Origin of the sequence: Mesorhizobium sp. M4B.F.Ca.ET.058.02.1.1, from assembly GCF_003952505.1 — a bacterium.
Lineage (GTDB): Bacteria > Pseudomonadota > Alphaproteobacteria > Rhizobiales > Rhizobiaceae > Mesorhizobium.
In genome coordinates this window covers 2,439,601-2,459,113 of the sequence record NZ_CP034450.1, presented here as the reverse complement: position 1 = coordinate 2,459,113, position 19,513 = coordinate 2,439,601, and the positions used below count along the sequence as shown (strand labels likewise).

The window sequence follows — 19,513 nt, the reverse complement described above, 5'->3', positions numbered from 1 at the left end:
GGCGTTTTCTGCGCTTCCGTTGCTCACGGACGAATGTCCGCTGCGCTACCGTTCTCGAATCCACCACCATATGACTCGCCGGAGCGAATTTCGAAACAGTCTCTTACATAGACCGGCAGGGCTGGCCTTTCCACAGGGATCGACTGGGTCAGGCGGCGCTGTCGAGCGTCCGGAACTTTGCCATGGTCGCCTCGATCTCCTCGCGGATCCAGGCCTTGAAGTCGCGCACCTTGCGGCTCTCGCCTTTTGTGGCAGAGGTCACCATCCAGTAGCCCAGCCCGCTCTCGGCGCGCACGCCGAATGGCGCGACCAGCCGGCCGTCGGCCAGCGCGTCGGCGGTCAGCAACTGCCAGGCGAGCATGACGCCATGGCCGGCGATCGCCGATTCCAGGCAGAGCATGGGATCGGTGAAATGTGCCCCTTCAGAAAGGTGACCGGCGAGACGCCGGCCGCCGCGAACCAGCTGTCCCAACTGATCATCGAGCGCTCGTCGGTGATCGCGCAGGTCTGCGCCAGATCCTCGATCGAGTGCAGTCTGGCCGCGATCGACGGCGTGCAGACCGGGAACACCTCTTGCGCCAGAAGCAGTTCCGCGCGCACGCCCGGCCATTTGCCGTCGCCCATCCGGATGCCGACATCGATGTCGGAATGGTCGAGATCGGCGACCCGACCCGAGGCGTCGATGCGCAACAGTACGTTCGGATGCCGGGCGAAATGCCGGGACAACCTCGGCAGCAGCCACTTCGAGGCGAAGGCCGGCGCTACCGAAACAACCAGCGTGCATTGGCTGGCCTCGTCGGCCATCGCCACGGCCTGCGCCAGCTCGCGAAAGCCCGCCCCAAGCCTTGCCGTGAACAGCGCGCCGAACTCCGTTGGAACAAGGCCGCCCGGCGTGCGTTCGAACAGCGCCTGGCCGAGCTGCTTTTCCGTGCGCTTGATCTGTTGGCTGACGGCGCTGGCCGAGACGTTGAGCTCGCCGGCCGCCGCCGCGAGCGAGCCGAGCCGGGCGACGGTTTCCACGGCACGCAGGCCGTTCAGATGGACGCGGTTCAACAGGCTCATACAGTTTTTCTAAACTGACATGGCGGAAATCTCAATTGAAACGCATGGCGTGGATACAGATTCTATAGGGGTCAACGCGAATTCGAGGCGAAACCATGAAGATTTTGTCATTGCTCAATGGTCTGGTCGTCGCTGGCGGAGGGCAGGGCGCCCGATACGAAAGCGAGATCGCGAGATGGGTGGCCGATCCATTGGCGCATCCGGTGCTGGACACGATGTCGGAGCGCGAACTGGGAGACATGCCGTTTCGGCTAACGGCGCGGCGTACGTCCTATGAGACGGGGCAGGCGGGCTGCCGCTAACTCGGCGGCCGATAGCCGGGCACGGCCGACGGTCGCTGGCCCAACGCAACCGCATTGTCTTGCTGTCCTGCGCACCTATTGTGCGCTGCGATGAAAACCGCCTCGCCATCGCCCTCGCGTCTCGCTGTGGCCGGCATGCTGGCCATGGCTGTCGCCATGGGCATCGGCCGTTTCGTCTACACGCCGATCCTGCCGGGCATGATGGAGGAACTGCATCTGTCGCCGGCTGACGCCGGCTGGATCGCCTCGGCCAACTATCTAGGCTATCTCGCCGGCGCCTTTGCCGCCGCCGGCGGCTGGGCGCATGGCCGCGAACGCATGCTGATGTTTGCCGGCCTCGCCGCCAGCGCCGTCCTTGCCGCCCTGATGGGCTTCGGCGAGACGATCGCGGCTTTTCTCGTCATCCGCTTTCTTGCCGGCCTCGCCAGCGCCTTTGTGATGGTCTTCATGGCCTCGATCGTCTTCAGCCATCTTGCCGCGGCGGGTCGAAGTGATCTGCAGGCGCTGCATTTCGGCGGTGTCGGTTTGGGCATCGCCGCTTCCTCGGCATTGATGGCTGTTCTCGTCACGGTTCATGCCGGTTGGGCGGCGGGCTGGCTGTGGGCGGCGGCGATCTCCGCTTTGGGTCTCGCCGTCGTTGCCCTGCTTGCTGGCTCCGCCACGATCATCAATGGCGCCGAAGACCGCGAGCCGGCGCTGCCGAAGGACCGCTCTCTGCTGAAGATGATCGTTGCCTATGGCCTGTTCGGTTTCGGCTATGTGGTGACAGCGACCTTCCTCGTCGCCATTGTGCGCCAGAGCGGCGGCGGGCGCCTGTTCGAGGCCATGGTCTGGATGGTCACCGGGCTCGCCGGTTTTCCGTCCGTCTGGCTGTGGCAGAAGGTCGCCGGAAGGTGCGGTCTTTATCCAGCCTACGTGCTCGCTTGTCTCCTCGAGGTGGTCGGCGTCGCCGCCAGCGTCGTTGTCGGCGGCTATGCCGGTCCGCTGCTGGCTGGCGTTCTGCTTGGCGGCACCTTCGTCGCCATCACCGCGCTCGGTCTGCAGGCGGCAAGGCAGCTCGCGCCCCGGTCGCCGCGCCGCATCTTCGCGCTGATGACCGCCGCCTTCGGCGTTGGCCAGATCATCGGCCCGATCGCTGCCGGCATGCTGGCGCAGGCCTCCGGCAACTATGTCTCGGCCTCGATCACGGCGGCGGTCGTCCTGCTCGTCTCCGCCGTCATCGCCTGGTCGGCTGCGCCAAAATCGCCATGATTTGTGGTCTTGCTCCGTAGCGGGCATCGGGCACGGGCATTTTCTTTCGCCCTAATGTGTGACCTTATGCCCGCCGAGCAGAAACCCGCTGATTTGCGCACAGACCGAGGAACCCGCCACAGTGTTCGTATCCTTCTTCCCGCAGCCGAAGCTGTTTTTCACCTCGGCCGCCCTTTGGAGTCTCGTGGGGATTCTGTTCTGGTTTTTCGGTGGTCAGCAGTTGGGCGCCGCCATCGGTCTGCCGCCTGCCGCTCCTGACGCCCCACCGATCCTCGGCGTGCCGATGTTCTGGTCAGCGCCTTTCCTGTGGTTCTACATCTATTTCGCCGTGATGCTGGCCGCCTTCTATCTGTTTTGGCGCTTCTACTCGCCCCACCCCTGGCAGAATTGGTCCATCCTGGTTTCCGCGTTCATTCTCTTCTCGACCTACATAAACGTGCAGATCTATGTGGCGCTGAACAACTGGCGCGGGCCGTTTTTCGATCTTTTCCAAAAAGCGATTAGCGCACCAGGCACGGTGAGCGCGGCGGAACTCTACAGCCTGTTCGGGATCTACGCCCTGATTGGCCTGATGTTCATCTCGCTCTACGTCGTGACGAAATTCGTCGTCAGCCACTACATTTTCCGCTGGCGCACGGCGATGAACGATTTCTATGCACAGAACTGGTCGAGACTGCGGCACATTGAAGGCGCTTCGCAGCGCGTTCAGGAAGACACGATGCGGTTCTCCACCTCCATGGAGCAATTGGGTGTCGCTTTCGCCGATTCGCTGCTGACACTTATCGCCTTCCTGCCGGTGCTCGACGCCCTGTCGGCACACATAACCGAACTGCCGCTGATCGGGCCCATTCCTCACTCTCTGGTGATCGTCGCGTTGGTCTGGTCGTTGTTCGGCACCATTTTGCTGGCCGTAGCCGGTATCAAGCTGCCAGGCATGGAATTCCGCAACCAGCGTGTCGAAGCTGCTTACCGGAAGGAACTCGTCTATGGCGAGGACGATCCGAACCGGGCCTCGCCGCCTGCCTTGACCGAGTTGTTTCAAAACGTGCGGCGCACCTACTTCCGCTATTACTTCCACTATGCCTATTTCAATGTCTTCCGGGCTGGCTTCGGCCAAGCAGACGCCATCTTCTCCAGTGTTATCCTGATTCCGACCATCGCAGCCGGCAAGATCACATTGGGCATCTGGCAGCAGATCAGCACGGCCTTCGGCCAGGTTTCCAGTTCGTTCCAGTATCTGGTCAGCGCCTGGCCGCAGATTGTTGAGCTGATCTCGATCTACAAGCGCCTGCGTGCCTTCGAGGCGACGCTGTATGGCGAGCCGCTGCCGGACATCGATCAGCGTTACCTCGCCAAGCATGGCGTGCAGGATCCGACCTGAACCAGACCAGGCCGTCGGCGGCTCAGCCGCCCACCGTTGCCTGTCGCTCGCCGGCGCGCTGGCGCGCGACATAGTCGCGAAAGCTGATGCACTCGACCTGCCGCATGACGCAGACTTCGCCGGCAAAGCGCTCCAGCGCATCCCAGTAGGCGCCGTCGTTCATCTGCGTGAAATGGAAGCCGAGCTCCAGCGGCATGCGCTTGCCCCGGTACTGCCTGTCGAAGGCGGCGCGGAAGGCGCGATAGGTCCGCTCCGTGAACTCAGCCTTCATGCCCGGCCGCTCGAAGCCGCCGGAATGGCGCACATAGAGATTGTAGTCCATGGCGATTACCGGCCTCGCCTTCGGCCCCTCCGGTATCTGCGGCAGCGAAAAGCGCATGATGCCGCCCTTCTCAGGCGGCAGGGCAGGGCCTTGCGAGACGCCGCTGGCGTCATACTCAAAGCCCGCCTCGGGCAGCGCCGCATAGAGCGCCTTGTTGGCCGACAGATAGGGCGCGCGAAAACCGGTCACGGCATGCCGCGCGAAATCGCGCCAGCCTGCCGGCTCAGCCGCGATGCCGTTGATCGAATAGGCGTTTTCGAGGATGCGTTCGAACGAGGCGAACTCGGCGAGCCAATCGGCCTTGCCCCAGCCCTTGCCGTCGAAATGGCCGCAGCCATGGCTGGCGATGTCATGGCCTTCCGATTTGGCCAGCCCGATCTGCTCTAGCCGGTCGGCCACCTCCTGCTTCGAGGCGGCAAAGCCGATATTCGATTTGCCGGCGCTCTTGCCGGGCCCCGTGTAGTCCTTGCGCGATTCCGGCGAGAGCAGGAAGACGCAGGAGAGAAAATAGGTGAAATGCGCGCCGCTGCGTTGTGCCAGGACGCGGCTGCGTCGCCATTGCGAGATTTCGCGGGCGCTGTCGAAGGAGATGATGACGATCTGCTTCGGTTTGGCCGATTGCGGCGGCGCGGGCGGATCGGCGAGAGCCGGGCCGGCCACGGCGAGCGAGGCTAGGGAGAACGCAACAGCAGGGAACAAACGGGGCATCGGCAGCGGCCTGGACATCGGGACGGTCGGCGACCGGCTAACGGCGAAATGTGGCGTGGGTGCGATCAGCTGTCGGGAGCACTCTTTCCCGGGCCTGATCCTCTATCCGCCGATTTTCCGGGCGGCCCCCTTCCATGCCGACGAAATTTCGCTAAAACGCGGGCTCAAGAAGCGCCCCGCGTGGGCAGCAATGGTTTTGATTGATGTCCGACGACAGTTTTATCCGCGAAGTCAACGAAGAGATTCGTCGCGAACAGGCGCAGGCGCTGTGGGATCGTTTTGGTCCGGCGCTGCTTGGCCTTGCCATACTGATCGTGCTCGGCACCGCCGCCGTCGTCGGCTACCGCTATTGGGACGAGAGCCGCGCCAACCGCTCGGGCGATGCTTTCTCGCAGGCGCTGAAGCTTGCCAATGACGGCAAGGGCGACGAGGCGCTGGCCGCCCTCGATCAACTCCAGAAGGACGGCTACGGCGCCTATCCGCTGCTTGCCCGCATGCGCGCCGCGACCGTCAAGGCGGACAAGGGCGACGTCGCCGCCGCCGTCAAGGATTTCGACGACGTTGCCGCCGACACCGCCATCCCGCAGGCCATCCGCGACATGGCGCGCCTGAGGGCGGCGCTGCTGCTCGTCGACACCGGCTCCTTCGCCGAAGTCTCCAGTCGCGTCGAGGCGCTGACCGCCGACACCAACACACTACGTCACACCGCGCGCGAGGCGCTTGGGCTTGCCGCCTGGAAGGAAGGCAAGACGGCGGACGCGCTGAAACTGTTCGACCAGATCGCTTCGGATGACGGCGCCCCGCGCAATGCGCGCCAGCGGGCGACCTTGATGTCCGAGTTGATCCGCGGGTCGGGCAACGCGTCGTGATGCATGAGCTTCAAAGTCGCCATCATCGGCCGGCCTAACGTCGGCAAATCGACTCTTTTCAATCGGCTGGTGGGAAAGAAGCTGGCGCTTGTCGACGACACGCCGGGCGTAACCCGCGACCGCCGCGTCCACACCGCCAAGCTCTACGATCTTTTCTTCGATGTCATCGATACCGCCGGCTTCGAGGATGCGGCCGCCTCGACGCTGCCCGGCCGCATGCGCCAGCAGACCGAGATCGCCATCCGCGAGGCCGACCTGATCTTCTTCACCATCGACGCCAAGTCCGGCCTGCTGCCCGACGACCGCACCTTTGCCGAGGTCGTGCGCAAGTCCGGCAAGCCGGTGGTGCTGGTCGCCAACAAGGCTGAGGCGAAGGGAGCGCAAGGCGGCATGCTGGAGGCCTGGGAGCTGGGCCTCGGCGAACCGATCCCTATCTCGGCCGAGCACGGCCAGGGCATGCCCGATCTGCGCGACGCCGTGATATCGGCGCTTGGCGAGGAGCGCGCCTTCGGCGAGGACGAGCAGGACGACGGGGAGATCGCCGCCAGCGAGGTGCTGATCGGCGAGGACGTCACCGACCCCGACGCCGAGCCCGCTTATGACGACACCAAGCCGATGCGCATAGCCGTCGTCGGCCGCCCGAACGCAGGCAAGTCGACGCTGATCAACGCGCTGATCGGCGAGGAGCGGCTGCTGACCGGGCCGGAGGCTGGCATCACCCGCGATTCCATCTCCGTCGATTGGGACTGGCGCGGCCGCCGGGTAAAGCTGTTCGACACCGCCGGCATGCGGCGCAAGGCCAAGATCCACGAAAAGCTGGAAGTGATGTCGGTGCAGGACGGCCTGCGCGCCATCCGCTTCGCCGAGATCGTCATCATCGTGCTCGACGCCACCATCCCTTTCGAGAAGCAGGACCTGCAGATCGCCGATCTGATCATCCGCGAGGGTCGCGCGCCGGTGATCGCCTTCAACAAATGGGACCTGATCGACAACCCGCAGGAACTGCTGGCTGAACTGCGCGAAAAGACCGAGCGACTGCTTCCCCAGGTGCGGGGCATCCAGGCGGTGACGGTGTCGGCCGAGACCGGCCGCGGCCTGGACAAGCTGATGGATAGCGTCATCAAGACGCACAAGGTCTGGAACAGCCGCGTCTCGACCGGCAAGCTCAACCGCTGGCTGGAAGGTATACTGGCGCATCACCCGCCGCCTGCCGTCGCCGGCCGCCGGCTGAAGATCAAATATGTCACCCAGGCCAAGACCCGCCCGCCGGGCTTCGTCGTCTCCTGCTCGCGGCCGGACGCGATGCCGCAATCCTATGTCCGCTACCTGTCCAACAGCCTGCGCGAGGCCTTCGACATGCCCGGCGTGCCGATCCGCATGGCGCTGCGCACCTCGGACAATCCGTTTGCGGGTCGGGCGAAGAAGCGCTGACACGGTCTCTTCGTCGTCCACTGGCGGAGCAAGGAGCGCAGCGACGCGGCGCAGACCCAAGATTGACGAAGTCGATAGGCTGCGGCCAAGATGTCACGTGGCGCTTAGCAGCTTCTGTTTAGGGACCGTACTCTCCGGCAAGGTCTCCAGCGCCGCCTGCAGCAATATGTCCGCCAGCCGCGCCGCCACCGGATCGAGCTCGGCGTCCTTCTGGTGAAGGTGAAGTGCCATTTTCGGCAGGGCAGGGAGGCCAAGCCCTCCGGCCACCATTGCCCTGACATTGGCGGGCAGGCCGATATCGGTGCGGATCGTCAGCCCGAGCCCGGCGGCGACCGCCGCCCAGATGCCGCCGAGGCTGGGGCTGGAGAACGCCATTCGCCAGGGCCGGCCGGCGCGGTCGAGCGTTTCGGTGGCCACTGTGCGCAGCAGGCAGGGCGCTTCCAGCGCCACCAGCGGCAGGATGTCGTCCTTGCCCGGCCCGGCCTCGATCGGCTTTGCCGGCCCGATCCAGCGCATTTGAACATCGGCGACGTGCCGGCTGTAGGGCAGGCTCGCGCCATTGTGCCAGGCGAGCGCAATGTCGAGGCTGCCCTGGGTAATCCGCTCGGCTAGTTCGTGGCTGCGCGCGATCCGCGCCTCGATCTTGACCTTGGGATTGGCGCGGGCGAAGCGGCCCAGCACCTCCGGCAGCACCGCCTCGCCGAAATCCTCCTGCAGGCCGAGCCGCACCCAGCCTTCCAGCTCGACGTCGTGGATGGCGGCGGCCGCCTCGTCGTTGAGCTCGAGCAACCGGCGCGCATAGCCGAGCATGGTCTCGCCGGCTTCGGTCAGCGCCAGGCCGCGCCCCGATTTGCGGAAGATCGGGGTCGCCGCCTGCTCCTCCAGCTTCTTCAACTGCGCACTGACTGCCGAGGTCGAACGGCCGAGCCTTTCGGCCGCCCTGGCGAAGCTGCCCAGCTCGATGCCGGTGACGAAGGTCCTGAGGACGTCGAGGTCGAATGTGACGCGTCGCATGCGGTTGTCCCGTTTTTCAGGATCGTTTGTCAAAAACTTCCTGATTTTATGGATGAAGCTATGGCGCTACATCGCGCTCGTCAAGCCGGTCAACCGGCCGCCACGGGAATGGAACCATGTCCGCCATCGTCACACGCGGCGAATGCCAAACAAGAAACGCAGCGATCGCCCCGCCCGGCCGGCGGTTCGGGCCGAACCATCGCTGGAAGGTGTTGGGCATCGGCGTCGCGGCCAATGCCGGGTTCTCCGCGACCTTCTCCGGCGTGCCGGCCACCGCGGTGGTGATGCGCCAGGGTTTTCAGCTCGACAATGCATCGCTTGGATTGGCCCTCGGCCTTCTCGGCCTCGGCGTGGCGCTCAGCGAACTGCCCTGGGGCGTGCTCACGGATCGCTGGGGCGACCGCCGCGTGCTTTTGACGGGGCTCGGCGCGACGGCGGCGTGGCTGTTCATCATGGCGATGCTGGTCGTGCCGACTAAGGATGCCATTCCGTGCGTCACATTGCTCTCGGCAAGCCTGCTCGGCGGCAGCGTCAACGGCTCCAGCGGCCGCGCCATCATGGGATGGTTCCGGGAGGGCGAGCGCGGTTTCGCCATGAGCATCAGGCAGACGGCGGTGCCGCTTGGCGGCGGCCTCGGCGCGCTCGTCCTGCCCTCGCTTGCCTTGGGCTTCGGTTTTACCGCCGTCTTCGGCCTGCTTGCGGCCGTTTCCGCCCTTTTGGCTTTCTTTGCCTGGCGCTGGCTGCACGAACCGCCGGCGCAAGGGGGCGGTCATGCCGACGCCACGGCGGCCGGTCCGGCGCCGCTGCGCAACATCGAGGTCTGGCGCATCTCGATCGCCATCGGCCTGCTCTGCTTCCCGCAGGTGGCGGTGCTGACCTTCGCGTCGTTGTTCCTGCACGATTTCGCCGGTATGGGGACTATGGCGACCAGCGCAAGCCTCGCCGCCGTGCAGACCGGCGCCATGGCCATGCGCGTCTGGAGCGGCCTATTCACCGACCGTCATGGCAACCGCCGCCCGTTCCTCAGGCTGTGCAGTGCGCTGAGCGCGCTTGCCTTCGCGGTCCTCTGGCTGTTCGTCGTCACGGCTGCACGGCAACCGGCCCTGATGGCGGCGCTTCCCGTGGTGCTGGTCGTCGCGGGCATCGCGGTCTCCGCCTGGCATGGCGTCGCCTACACCGAGCTTGCCACGCTTGCCGGTCCCGGTCATGTCGGAACCGCGCTCAGCCTTGCCAACAGTTTCGTCTTCGTCGGTTTCTGCCTTGTGCCGATCGCCATTCCCGGACTTCTGCATGTCTGGTCATGGCCCGGCGTGTGGCTGGCGGCGGCCATCTGCGCACTGGTCGCCTGGCCGATCTTCCTGCGGCCAGCCTGATTCCGGGCAGCGAAAGCAGTCCCGATTCGGGCCAACATCGAAAAAACACGATCGATGGCGTTAACGCCCCATCAAGGTTAATGCATCATTTTGGCTCTCCAGAGGGTCAGTTGCGTTTCTGGAGAGTTCCGTGCATCGACGTGTCTTGACGCGGCTGGTCGCCGCCGCCGGTGAGAGAAAACGTTCCTTCCTGTCTCCGTTCGTCATTGGCCTCGGCATCTGGGTCGGCTTTCCTTCGGTCGTCGCCTACCAGGACATGACCAGCCTGGTTTCCGGCCTGGAAGCGCCGAACGCCCGTTGGAACGCCTATGTCGAAAAGTCCGTCGCCGGCTCGGTCCATAACGCCGAGATGCCCTTCGTCGATTCCACCTCCACCGGCTCGATCTCCGGCTCCGGCGTGCAACTGCCGGGCGTCGGCACGGTCGCCTTTCGCGGCAAGGGCAATGTGGCCGGCACAACGCCCGACGAGGACCGCATCGTACGTACCGACAAGAAGGGCCGCATCGTCCAGGTCTCGCCGGTGGCGCCGCCGAAGGCCTTCAACGCCGGCTCGATCTTCGAACGCACGTCCTTCCTGCTGCGCCCGAGCATGGACAGCGGCCTGAAACTCGCCTTCGCCAAGCCAGGCATCAAGGGCAAGGAGATCCAGATCGCCCAGGCCTTCCACATCCGCGAGGACAAGAAGCCGGATCCAGGCGTGCCGGCCATGTTGGCGGCGCTCGTCAACAACGACAAGCCGGACGTGCTCGCCACCGCCTATGCTCAGGCCGAGCCCGACTATGCCAAGGCCTCGCCGTTCGAGGCGCTGCTGCAGGACGAGGAGCCGAACAGCGGCCGCTTCATCCCGCCGATGGCCAAGGGCGACCATTGGTGGATCCAGAACCCGCTGCCGGCCGGCGTCTTCTCCAAGCCGGAGCAGGCTTGCCTTGCCAACGGCATCTATTTCGAGGCGCGCAGCGAATCCGTGCGCGGCCAGGCCGCCGTCGCCCAGGTGATCCTCAACCGCGTCCGCAACCCGGCCTATCCGAAGTCGATCTGCGGCGTCGTCTACCAGAACGACAACTGGCTGAACCGCTGCCAGTTCTCCTTCGCCTGCGACGGCCGCAAGAAGCGCGTCAACGATCCCGTCGCCTACAAGACCGCTCAGGACGTCGCCATGGCGGTGACCGCCGGCAAGATCTTCATTCCGGAGGTCGGCTCTTCGACCCATTACTATGCCAATTACGTGCATCCGGGCTGGGCGCGCACCATGCAGAAGATGACCAAGATCGGCCTGCATATCTTCTACCGCACCTATGGCGGCGGCTGGAGTTGAGGCAGTTTCGCCGAGACCGTCTGAGTGGTCCGAATGGCTCAGCGCGCTTGCAATTGGGGAGCCTTGGTTGCAAGGATTCGCCGGGCGCTTGCCTCGAACCGCGACGGGCACGATGTCGCACCTCCTTAAGATATTGATTTCAATATAAAAAATACATGGGTTTGAAGTTCGGCCCGTGGCTTGACGGGCGCGGACCCTCTAACTATGTTGCCGGCGACTTTAGAAGCGGACGGACGGTAGCGGTCTGACCGGGCAGGGGGGTTGCGATGGCCGACAAGAACGGGCCAGACGGAACCGGAGAAACCGGCCGCGGCAAGCAGCGCGAAGCCGACATCCGCGACGACGATCTTGAGCGCCGCCGGCGTGATCTTGAAGCATCGCTTGCATCAAGAAGGCCGGACCGGCTCGAGGGGAAAGACGACGCGAAAGCAGTGACCGGATACGGTCAGGCACTCAAGCTGTCCAGCGAGTTCATCGCCGGGATAGTGGTCGGTGTCGGCATTGGCTGGATCATCGACCGGCTGGCGGGAATCTCGCCGTGGGGTCTGATCGTCGGCCTGTTGCTGGGGTTTGGCGCCGGCGTGCTCAATGTCCTGCGCTCGGCGGGGCTGGTGGCGCAATTCGGACAGGGCGGCAAGCCGCGTGATCCGGAGGAATGAAGTGGCGCCGTCATGGCGCTGGGTAAGACACTAAGGCCGCGTGCGGCTTTGACGGGGATGTAAATGGCTGCTGACAAGGTCGATCCGATCCACCAGTTCCATATCGTCAAGCTGATTCCGATCAATATCGGTGGCTACGACCTGTCCTTCACCAACTCCGCCTTGTTCATGGTTGCGACCGTCGCTGTCGCATCGGCCTTCCTTTATCTCACCACCGCCAGCCGCAGCCTGGTTCCCGGCCGCCTGCAGTCGGTCTCGGAAATGGCGTACGAATTCGTCTCCAACATGCTGCGGGATGCGGCTGGGAAGCAGGGGTTGAAGTTCTTCCCCTTCGTCTTTTCGCTGTTCATGTTCGTGCTGGTCGCCAATCTGCTCGGCCTGTTCCCGTATTTCTTCACCGTCACCAGCCACATCATCGTCACCTTCGGCCTAGCCGCGCTGGTCATCGGAACCGTCATTGTCTACGGCTTCACCAAGCACGGCCTCGGTTTCCTGAAGTTGTTCGTGCCGCATGGCGTGCCGGTCTTCCTCCTGCCGCTGGTGGTGCTGATCGAGGTGATCTCCTTCGTGTCGCGCCCGGTCAGCCTCTCGGTTCGTCTTTTCGCCAACATGCTGGCCGGCCACATCACGCTGAAAGTCTTCTCGGGCTTCGTCGTCAGCCTCAGCGCGCTGGGCGCGGTCGGTGTTGCCGGCTCGGTACTGCCGCTGGCCATGGCTGTGGCGCTGACGGCGCTGGAGCTGCTGGTCGCCTTCCTGCAGGCCTATGTGTTTGCCGTGCTGACCTGCATGTACCTCAACGACGCCCTGCATCCCGGGCACTGATCACGAGTTTCCGGCATTTGCCGCCGGATGGAATTGCAACGGAATTACGGATCCAAAGGAGTTTGAAATGGACGCAGAAGCAGCAAAGTACATCGGCGCCGGCATCGCTTGCTTGGGCATGGGTGGCGCGGGCATCGGCCTCGGCAACATCTTCGGCAGCTACCTGGCGGGCGCGCTGCGCAACCCGTCGGCCGCCGATGGCCAGTTCGGCCGCCTGATCTTCGGCTTCGCCGTGACCGAAGCTCTGGGCATCTTCTCCCTTCTCATCGCGCTTCTGGCCCTGTTCGGCTGAGCTTCGGGAAGATTGGACAGGCCGGCCGCGACCCGCGGCGGGCCTGATATCAGGGGATAGTCCATGTTCGTGACATCTGCCTTCGCAGAAGAGTCAGCGCCGGCCGCCGAAGGCGCCACCGGTGCGGGAGCCGAAACGCATGCCGGCACCGAGGTGCCGGCCGAGGCACACGGCACGTTCCCGCCATTCGATCCGGCGACGTTCCCGTCGCAGTTGCTGTGGCTGGCGATCACCTTCGGGCTGTTCTACCTGTTCCTGAAGCGGGTGGTGATGCCGCGCGTTGGCGGCATCATCGACGTCCGCAACGACCGCATCACGCAGGATCTCGACCATGCCGCCCGGCTCAAGGGCGAGGCCGACGCCGCCGTTGCTGCTTACGAGCAGGAACTGGCCGAAGCCAAGACGAGAGCCAATGCGATCGGACAGCAGGCCAGCGACGGGGCCAAGGCAGAGGCCGAGGCCGCGCGCAAACAGGTCGAAGCGGAGCTCGACAAGAAACTCGGCGAGGCCGAGGCCAGCATCGCTTCCATCAAGGCTAACGCCATGAAGGAAGTCGGCACCATCGCCGAGGACACCGCTTCGGCCATCGTCGAGGCGCTTGTCGGCGGCAAGGCCAGCAAGGCCGAGATCGCGGCCGCGGTCAAATCCGTGGCCCGGTGAGGAGCGCATCATGGACGCCACATCTCTCGCAACGCTTTGGGCCACGGTTGCCCTGGTCATCTTCCTCGGCATCGCCATCTACATCAAGGTGCCCGGCCTGATCGCCAAGGGGCTCGACGCCCGCGCCGCCAAGATCAGCAACGAGCTTGAAGAAGCCCGCCGGCTGCGCGAGGAGGCACAGCAGTTGCTCGGCCAGTACCAGAAGAAGCGCAAGGAAGCCGAGCAGGAGGCCGCCGACATTGTCGCCGCCGCCAAGCGCGAGGCCGAGTTGCTCGCCACCGAGGCGCACAAGAAGACCGAGGACTATGTCGCGCGCCGGACAGCGCTCGCCGAGCAGAAGATCGGCCAGGCCGAGCGCGAGGCGATCAGCGAGGTTCGCGCCAGCGCCGTCGACATCGCCGTCGAGGCCGCCCGCGCACTGCTTGCCGGCAAGGTCGACGCCAAGGCCGGCGCGGACTTCTTCAAGTCGGCGCTTCAGGACGTGAAGGCCAAGCTGAACTGAGCGCTTCGCCGTTAGAAATCAAAAAGCCGCCTGGGTAACCCGGCGGCTTTTTTGTTTGAGCGAGATATTCTCCCCCCTTGAGGGGGAGATGTCGCCAAAGGCGACAGAGGGGTCGGTTCGACTGGGCGCGACTTTCTTGCGGACGACAGATGGCGTTGGAGCTTCACGAGAAGCGACCCCCTCTGCCTGCCGGCATCTCCCCCCAAGGGGGGAGATTACGCGCACCTTCGCCGCCGCCTCACTCCAGTCCTACAAAGCTCTCTTCTTCCACCACCTCGACGCCACCCAAGCGAAACGGCGCGAATGACGCCCGGTGCAACCTTGCCACCGGTCCATGCGCTTCAATCGCCGTGCGGTGGCGCGCCGTCGCGTAGCCCATATGCACCTCGAAGCCATAGCGGTCGTGATGGCCGCCGCAGCCGCACATCATGCGGTCGCGCATCACCTTGGCGACGATCGAGGCGGCGGCAATCGACTGCGAACGCTGGTCGCCCTTGATCAGCGCGCGCCCCTCGCAAGCGAGACCGGGCGGCACGTCGCGGCCGTCCGCCAGCGCCAGCTTGGGCTGCAGCGAAAGGCCGGCGACCGCGCGGCGCATGGCTTCGAGGCTGGCCTTCAGGATGTTGCTGCCGTCTATGCCCTCGGCGCTGATCGAGGCCATCGCCACGCCGAGCGCCGAACCCAGGATCCTGGCAAATAGCGCTTCGCGTTGCAGATGGGTGAGCCGCTTGGAATCGTCCAGCCCGTCGGGGATGTTGGTGGGATTGAGCACCACCGCCGCCGCGACCACCGGACCGGCCAGCGGGCCGCGGCCAGCCTCGTCCATTCCCGCCACCGGCCAAAGGCCGTCAGCCATCGCCTTCGTCTCGATGGAGAAATCGGGTTTCTCGACGATTTCGAAGAGAAGCGGAGAATCGGAACGCGCGCGAGCCATGGTGCGGCGAGGTTCGCATCGGCTCCGATTCTCCGCAAGTCCCTCCGGGTCGGGTGGGGCGCGGACCGGGAGGGCACCGTCTCAAGGCCGGGGACAGGCCGGACGGGATTCTTCTCGCGCCGCCCGGCGAGGGCCGGCGCGGGACCTTCAAAGCAGCATCAACTGCTCGGCGGCGTTGGCTGCGGCAAGAAATTGGTCGGTCCTGAGTTGCCGCCGCTCGGCGTTGAGCCCGAGCCGCTTGGCGGTGATCTCGAAACGGCGGCCGATCTGCCAGGCATAGGGTCCGGCGCCTTTCATGCGCTTGCCCCACTCCGAATCGTAGTCCTTGCCGTCGCGCATCGAGCGGATCAGCGACATCACATGCCGGTAGCGGTCCGGGTAATGACGCAACAACCAGTCCTTGAAGATCGGCGCCACCTCCAGCGGCAGCCGCAAAATGACATAGCCGGCCTCGCGCGCGCCGGCGGCGCGTGCCGAATCGAGGATGCGCTCCATCTCCGGATCGGTGAGACCGGGGATGATCGGCGCGACCATGACGGAGGCGGGAATGCCGACGTCGGACAGCTGCCTGATCGCTTCCAGCCGCTTGGTCGGCGTCGACGCGCGCGGCTCCATCGTTCGCGCCAGCATGCGGTCGAGCGTCGTCACCGACAGCGCCACCTTGGCGAGCCCGCGCTCCGCCATGCGCGACAGGATGTCGATGTCGCGCGTCACCAGCGCCGATTTGGTGACGATGCCGACCGGGTGGCCGCGCGCTTCCAGCACTTCGAGGATCTCGCGCATGATCCGGTATTGTTTCTCGATCGGCTGGTACGGATCGGTGTTGGTGCCGATGGCGATGGTGCGCGGCTGGTAGCCGGGCCTAGACAGCTCCTTGTCAAGCATGCGCGCCGCATCCGGCTTGGCAAACAGCTTGGATTCGAAATCGAGCCCCGGCGACAGGCCCATGAACGCATGCGTCGGCCTGGCGAAGCAGTAGACGCAGCCGTGCTCGCAGCCGCGATAGGGGTTGATCGAGCGGTCGAAGGAGATGTCGGGCGACTCGTTGCGCGTGATAATAGTGCGCGGCCTCTCGACTTGCACCTCGGTCTTGAACGGCGGCAGGTCCTCCAGCGAATTCCAGCCATCGTCGAACAGATGCCGGCTGACCGGCTCGAAGCGGCCGGACGGATTGATGCCGGCGGAACGACCGCGATTGCGGTCGGACCGCACGCGCATGCCGCTCTGCTCGATCATCGCATTCGCCATCTCGGCTCTCCCAGCCCCGAAGGCTGCAATGTCGGCACGCACGATCTGTTCCATTTTCGCCCTCTCCCAAGGACTGTCAGCAGGCTGTCGAATCGCTCTGTTCATGAAACTATTCCTATTTTCTTGATGGGAACAAAGCAAGAACTTTTTATGCCGCATGCAAGAACTGGCGCTGCGCGCGGCTTTCCGCTATTCGGCTGGCAATGCTCAGCGTGCTCATTGAAACCCTGAATGACGAAGAGGGCCTTGCCCGCACGCTTGCCTCGCTGATCGGCGGCGCGGTCGAAGGCGTGGTGCGCGACGTCGTCGTCTGCGATACCGGCTCGACCGACCAGACGCACCGCGTTGCCGACCATGCCGGCTGCCACTATGTCGCAGGCGGCATTTCCGTCGGTATCCGGCAGGCCAAGGGCGACTGGCTGCTGTTGCTGGAGCCCGGGGCGCGGCTGTCGGACGGCTGGATCGACGAGGTCGTGGCCCACATGGCGAGGCACACAATGCCGGCGCGCTTTTCCCGCGCGCGCGGCAGCCGCGCGCCATTCCTGGCCAGGGTCTTCTCCGGCAACAGGGCGCTGGCCGAGGGGCTGGTCATCAGCAAGCGCCAGGCCACGGCGCTTTCGAAAAGCGCCCGCAGCGCCGAGGCCATCGCGCGCGGCCTGGCGACGAAGAGGCTCGACGCCGAGATCTGGGTCGCGCCGCCGAAGTGATCCTTCTCGCCGTTTTTGGGAGGAGAAGGCGCCGGCAGCGGAGAAGGGGTTGTGTAGGAAATTCACCGCAACCCCTTTATTGTGCATTGCACAAAATATGAGGCGGGGCTAACCTCCTTTCGATGCGGGACAAGCGGGTTTGGGCAATGCCGGAACTGGTGAGCAGCCGATGTTTCGTCGGATAATGCTCATACCTGAGGACCTCGATGAACCTTTCGACATCGGACAAATCCGGCGCTGTCAGCCTCGAGGCAATCGCCCGCAACGGCAGCTTGTTTCGTCGCATCGCGGTACGCATCCCGACCTACCTGACGGATCTGCGCGAGAACCCGGCCTGGCTGCCGATGTTCATGCTGGCGCGCACCATGCCGGGGCGCAGGATGCACTGGCTGGGCGCCAAGCCCGCCGGCCGGGCGCCAAATGGCGGGGATACGATGTTCAGCGGTATCGACCTCGACGCGGCGATCGAGGCGCTTCGCTCCGACGGACTGTTTTCCGGCCTGGTCCTGCCGCAGGCGATCCATGAGGAGATCGCCAGCTTTGCCGACAACACGCCTTGCTTCGGCAATTTCGACCGCCGCCTCGAATTCATGCCTTCTGACCATGCCGAAGCCGAGAAGCGTTTCGGCCGCTCCTTGCTCAGCGGCCACTATTTCGAGCGCATCCTCTCCTGCAAGGCAGCATTGGCCATCCAGAACGACCCGCTCTTGTCCGGCATCGCCCAGCGCTATCTCGGCGGCCAGGCGAAACTGATCACGACGCGCGTCTGGTGGAGCTTTCCGACCGGCCAGGCTTCCGACGCCGACAAGAACCTCGCCTCGCTCGGCAAGTACCATTTCGACCTCGACGACTGGCGGATGCTGAAATTCTTCTTCTATCTGAAGCCCTGCGACGCTGGCACCGGCCCGCATGTCTATGTGCGCGGCAGCCACAAACGCCGCAGCCTCAAGCACCAGCTGACGCTGCTTGTCGGCCATCCGGCGAATGAGGTGCTGAAGGTTTACGGCGACGACAGCCCGGTCACGCTCACGGGAGAAGCAGGTCTCGGCTTCGTCGAGGATCCGTTCGGCTTCCATATGGGCACGGTTCCGACGCGCACGCGGCGGCTGATGATGGAAGTGGGCTTCGGCGTCTCGCGCCCTTCGCGCCGGCGCTTCCACGGCGAGCCGGTGATACGCTGAACGCTCGACGGGGACAGCCGGCTATCCGGCCTTGCCGCCGCGCTTCAGATGCTCGTCCAGGCGCGGCATGATCTCGACGAAGTTGCAGGGCATGTGGCGATAGTCGAGCTGCGCCCTGATGATGCCGTCCCAGGCATCCTTGCAGGCGCCGGGCGAGCCCGGCAGCACGAAGACGAAGGTGGCGTTGAGGACGCCGCCGGTCGCCCGGCTCTGGATCGTCGAGGTGCCGATCTTGTCGTAGGAGATGCGGTGGAACACTTCGGAAAAGCCGTCCATGCGCTTTTCGAAGATCGGCTCCAGCGCTTCCGGCGTCACGTCGCGGCCGGTGAAGCCGGTGCCTCCGGTGGTGATGACGACATCGACGCCTTCGTCCTTCGACCAGCCGAGCACCTTGTCGCGGATCTTTTCCCGGTCGTCGGTGACGATGTCGCGGGCGGCGAGGATATGGCCGGCCTCCGCGATACGGTCAGCCAGCGTCTGGCCCGACTTGTCCTCGGCAAGGCTGCGCGTGTCGGAAACGGTGAGTACCGCGATGCGCACGGGGATGAACGGGCGGCTTTCGTCGATCCGGGCCATTCAAGCCTCCATGCTTCGCGTTGCGGCGACGAACCAGTCAGGATGCCGGTGCCTTATGTCGAGTGCCGCGCGCTTGGCGACATTGCCCGTCTCGAACAGGCCGAAGCAAGTCGCGCCCGAGCCCGACAGGCGGGCAAAGCCGGCGTCGGCTTTCCTCAGCGCCCTGAGCGCTTCACCGATCACGGGCTGGATGGTCCGAGCGGCAGGCTCGAGGTCGTTGCGCGTCGCGTCCAGCCAGCTGCGGATCGAGTGAAAATCAAGCTTGCTGGGCAACGGCGGCAACGCTTCGTTGTCGCGCCTCGCCAACGCCTTGAAAACCTCTGGCGTGGACACCGCGACGCCGGGATTGACCAGCACCAGGGCGAGCGCGGGAAAGCTCGGAACGGCCGACAACTCGTCGCCGACGCCGCGCGCGATCAGCGGCCTGGCCGCCAGGCACATCGGTAGGTCGGCGCCGAGCGACAGGCCGATCCGCGCCAGGTCGGCGTTGCCGATGTCGAGCCGCCATGTCCGGGCAAGCCCGCGCAGCACGGCAGCCGCATCGCTGGAGCCGCCGCCGACGCCCGAGGCGACCGGCAGGTTCTTTTCCAATGTTATCGCGACAGGTGGCGTCGCAAGCGATCCCGCTTCCCGGCGCAGCGCCTCGCGCGCCCTCACCACCAGATTGGTCTCGTCGGACGGTACCCCCGATGCGAATTTGCCTGAGATAGAAAACCGGTCGCTCTCGGCCGGCTCGATCTCCAGCCGGTCGCCGAAGCGGGTGAATACGGCAAGGCTTTCGAGCAGATGATAGCCGTCGGCGCGCCTACCGGTGACATGCAGCGCAAGGTTGATCTTGGCAGGGGCAAGCCCCGTCCGGGCTTGCGTCCCGGCATCCGACGTGTCTGTTGTTGGCGAGATGGCG

The 19,513-nt window shown here is 65.0% G+C and carries 21 protein-coding genes and 1 pseudogene; 14 read left to right on the top strand and 8 right to left on the bottom strand.

Annotation, left to right across the window (positions count from 1 at the left end; all coding sequences use genetic code 11):
• Nucleotides 1–148: 148 nt before the first annotated feature.
• Nucleotides 149–610 carry a LysR substrate-binding domain-containing protein gene (locus EJ073_RS32750; RefSeq protein ID WP_281033062.1) on the bottom strand — a complete coding sequence of 154 codons (462 nt, stop codon included), beginning with the start codon at nucleotides 608–610 and terminating at the stop codon, nucleotides 149–151.
• Nucleotides 592–1,062: pseudogene (locus EJ073_RS32745) on the bottom strand (LysR family transcriptional regulator); the annotation flags it as partial. The pseudogene EJ073_RS32745 and the gene EJ073_RS32750, both read right to left, overlap by 19 nt.
• A gap of 95 nt (nucleotides 1,063–1,157) precedes the next feature.
• Between EJ073_RS32745 and EJ073_RS12405 the strand changes: the two are divergent.
• From EJ073_RS12405 to sbmA, 3 genes are all read left to right on the top strand, one after another.
• On the top strand, nucleotides 1,158–1,364 hold the full coding sequence (locus EJ073_RS12405; protein WP_126055990.1) for a hypothetical protein: 207 nt from the start codon (nucleotides 1,158–1,160) through the stop codon (nucleotides 1,362–1,364).
• Nucleotides 1,365–1,454: 90 nt separating this feature from the next.
• On the top strand, nucleotides 1,455–2,615 hold the full coding sequence (locus EJ073_RS12400; protein ID WP_245455554.1) for a YbfB/YjiJ family MFS transporter: 1,161 nt from the start codon (nucleotides 1,455–1,457) through the stop codon (nucleotides 2,613–2,615).
• A gap of 121 nt (nucleotides 2,616–2,736) precedes the next feature.
• The gene (gene sbmA, locus EJ073_RS12395) at nucleotides 2,737–3,996 is read left to right on the top strand and encodes a peptide antibiotic transporter SbmA (RefSeq protein ID WP_126055989.1); all 1,260 of its coding nucleotides are present in this window, start codon (nucleotides 2,737–2,739) and stop codon (nucleotides 3,994–3,996) included.
• 22 nt (nucleotides 3,997–4,018) lie between these two features.
• Here sbmA and EJ073_RS12390 read toward each other — a convergent pair whose 3' ends face one another.
• Nucleotides 4,019–5,026: a polysaccharide deacetylase gene (locus tag EJ073_RS12390; protein ID WP_126055988.1), complete on the bottom strand. Its 1,008-nt coding sequence runs from the start codon at nucleotides 5,024–5,026 to the stop codon at nucleotides 4,019–4,021.
• A gap of 203 nt (nucleotides 5,027–5,229) precedes the next feature.
• Between EJ073_RS12390 and EJ073_RS12385 the strand changes: the two genes are divergently transcribed.
• The gene (locus EJ073_RS12385; RefSeq protein ID WP_126055987.1) at nucleotides 5,230–5,895 is read left to right on the top strand and encodes a tetratricopeptide repeat protein; all 666 of its coding nucleotides are present in this window, start codon (nucleotides 5,230–5,232) and stop codon (nucleotides 5,893–5,895) included.
• 3 nt (nucleotides 5,896–5,898) lie between these two features.
• Entirely contained in the window at nucleotides 5,899–7,326 is a 1,428-nt protein-coding gene (gene der / locus EJ073_RS12380; RefSeq protein ID WP_126055986.1) for a ribosome biogenesis GTPase Der, read from the top strand.
• Nucleotides 7,327–7,419: 93 nt separating this feature from the next.
• Here the strand turns inward: der and EJ073_RS12375 are convergent, their stop codons facing one another.
• A complete protein-coding gene (locus EJ073_RS12375) occupies nucleotides 7,420–8,340 on the bottom strand; it encodes a LysR substrate-binding domain-containing protein (RefSeq protein WP_126055985.1) in 921 nt (306 codons plus the stop codon).
• 116 nt (nucleotides 8,341–8,456) lie between these two features.
• On the opposite strand from EJ073_RS12375, the gene EJ073_RS12370 reads away from it, so the two are divergent.
• From EJ073_RS12370 to EJ073_RS12340, 7 genes are all read left to right on the top strand, one after another.
• On the top strand, nucleotides 8,457–9,713 hold the full coding sequence (locus EJ073_RS12370; protein ID WP_126055984.1) for an MFS transporter: 1,257 nt from the start codon (nucleotides 8,457–8,459) through the stop codon (nucleotides 9,711–9,713).
• A 130-nt stretch (nucleotides 9,714–9,843) separates the two neighbouring features.
• Nucleotides 9,844–11,028 carry a cell wall hydrolase gene (locus tag EJ073_RS12365; RefSeq protein WP_126055983.1) on the top strand — a complete coding sequence of 395 codons (1,185 nt, stop codon included), beginning with the start codon at nucleotides 9,844–9,846 and terminating at the stop codon, nucleotides 11,026–11,028.
• Between the two features lie 266 nt (nucleotides 11,029–11,294).
• Complete coding sequence (locus EJ073_RS12360) at nucleotides 11,295–11,687, top strand: AtpZ/AtpI family protein (RefSeq protein ID WP_126055982.1); 393 nt, start codon at nucleotides 11,295–11,297, stop codon at nucleotides 11,685–11,687.
• A 63-nt stretch (nucleotides 11,688–11,750) separates the two neighbouring features.
• Nucleotides 11,751–12,509 (top strand): F0F1 ATP synthase subunit A, encoded by a 759-nt coding sequence (locus EJ073_RS12355; RefSeq protein ID WP_126055981.1) that lies wholly within the window; start codon nucleotides 11,751–11,753, stop codon nucleotides 12,507–12,509.
• Between the two features lie 67 nt (nucleotides 12,510–12,576).
• The gene (locus EJ073_RS12350) at nucleotides 12,577–12,801 is read left to right on the top strand and encodes a F0F1 ATP synthase subunit C (RefSeq protein WP_006206606.1); all 225 of its coding nucleotides are present in this window, start codon (nucleotides 12,577–12,579) and stop codon (nucleotides 12,799–12,801) included.
• A 63-nt stretch (nucleotides 12,802–12,864) separates the two neighbouring features.
• Nucleotides 12,865–13,461: a F0F1 ATP synthase subunit B gene (locus EJ073_RS12345; protein ID WP_126055980.1), complete on the top strand. Its 597-nt coding sequence runs from the start codon at nucleotides 12,865–12,867 to the stop codon at nucleotides 13,459–13,461.
• Between the two features lie 10 nt (nucleotides 13,462–13,471).
• On the top strand, nucleotides 13,472–13,963 hold the full coding sequence (locus EJ073_RS12340) for a F0F1 ATP synthase subunit B (protein WP_126055979.1): 492 nt from the start codon (nucleotides 13,472–13,474) through the stop codon (nucleotides 13,961–13,963).
• Between the two features lie 238 nt (nucleotides 13,964–14,201).
• Here the strand turns inward: EJ073_RS12340 and EJ073_RS12335 are convergent, their stop codons facing one another.
• Together EJ073_RS12335 and EJ073_RS12330 are read right to left on the bottom strand one after the other, a co-directional pair.
• Nucleotides 14,202–14,897: a ribonuclease HII gene (locus EJ073_RS12335; protein WP_126055978.1), complete on the bottom strand. Its 696-nt coding sequence runs from the start codon at nucleotides 14,895–14,897 to the stop codon at nucleotides 14,202–14,204.
• 147 nt (nucleotides 14,898–15,044) lie between these two features.
• Nucleotides 15,045–16,199: a PA0069 family radical SAM protein gene (locus EJ073_RS12330; RefSeq protein ID WP_126055977.1), complete on the bottom strand. Its 1,155-nt coding sequence runs from the start codon at nucleotides 16,197–16,199 to the stop codon at nucleotides 15,045–15,047.
• A 149-nt stretch (nucleotides 16,200–16,348) separates the two neighbouring features.
• Here EJ073_RS12330 and EJ073_RS12325 point away from each other — a divergent pair, with 149 nt between their 5' ends.
• Nucleotides 16,349–16,852: a glycosyltransferase gene (locus tag EJ073_RS12325; protein WP_126055976.1), complete on the top strand. Its 504-nt coding sequence runs from the start codon at nucleotides 16,349–16,351 to the stop codon at nucleotides 16,850–16,852.
• A gap of 206 nt (nucleotides 16,853–17,058) precedes the next feature.
• Nucleotides 17,059–18,033 (top strand): hypothetical protein, encoded by a 975-nt coding sequence (locus EJ073_RS12320; RefSeq protein WP_126055975.1) that lies wholly within the window; start codon nucleotides 17,059–17,061, stop codon nucleotides 18,031–18,033.
• Between the two features lie 21 nt (nucleotides 18,034–18,054).
• Here EJ073_RS12320 and moaB read toward each other — a convergent pair whose 3' ends face one another.
• A complete protein-coding gene (moaB, locus tag EJ073_RS12315) occupies nucleotides 18,055–18,609 on the bottom strand; it encodes a molybdenum cofactor biosynthesis protein B (protein ID WP_126055974.1) in 555 nt (184 codons plus the stop codon).
• On the bottom strand, nucleotides 18,610–19,509 hold the full coding sequence (locus EJ073_RS12310) for a 4-(cytidine 5'-diphospho)-2-C-methyl-D-erythritol kinase (RefSeq protein WP_126055973.1): 900 nt from the start codon (nucleotides 19,507–19,509) through the stop codon (nucleotides 18,610–18,612).
• Between the last annotated feature and the right edge of the window lie 4 nt (nucleotides 19,510–19,513).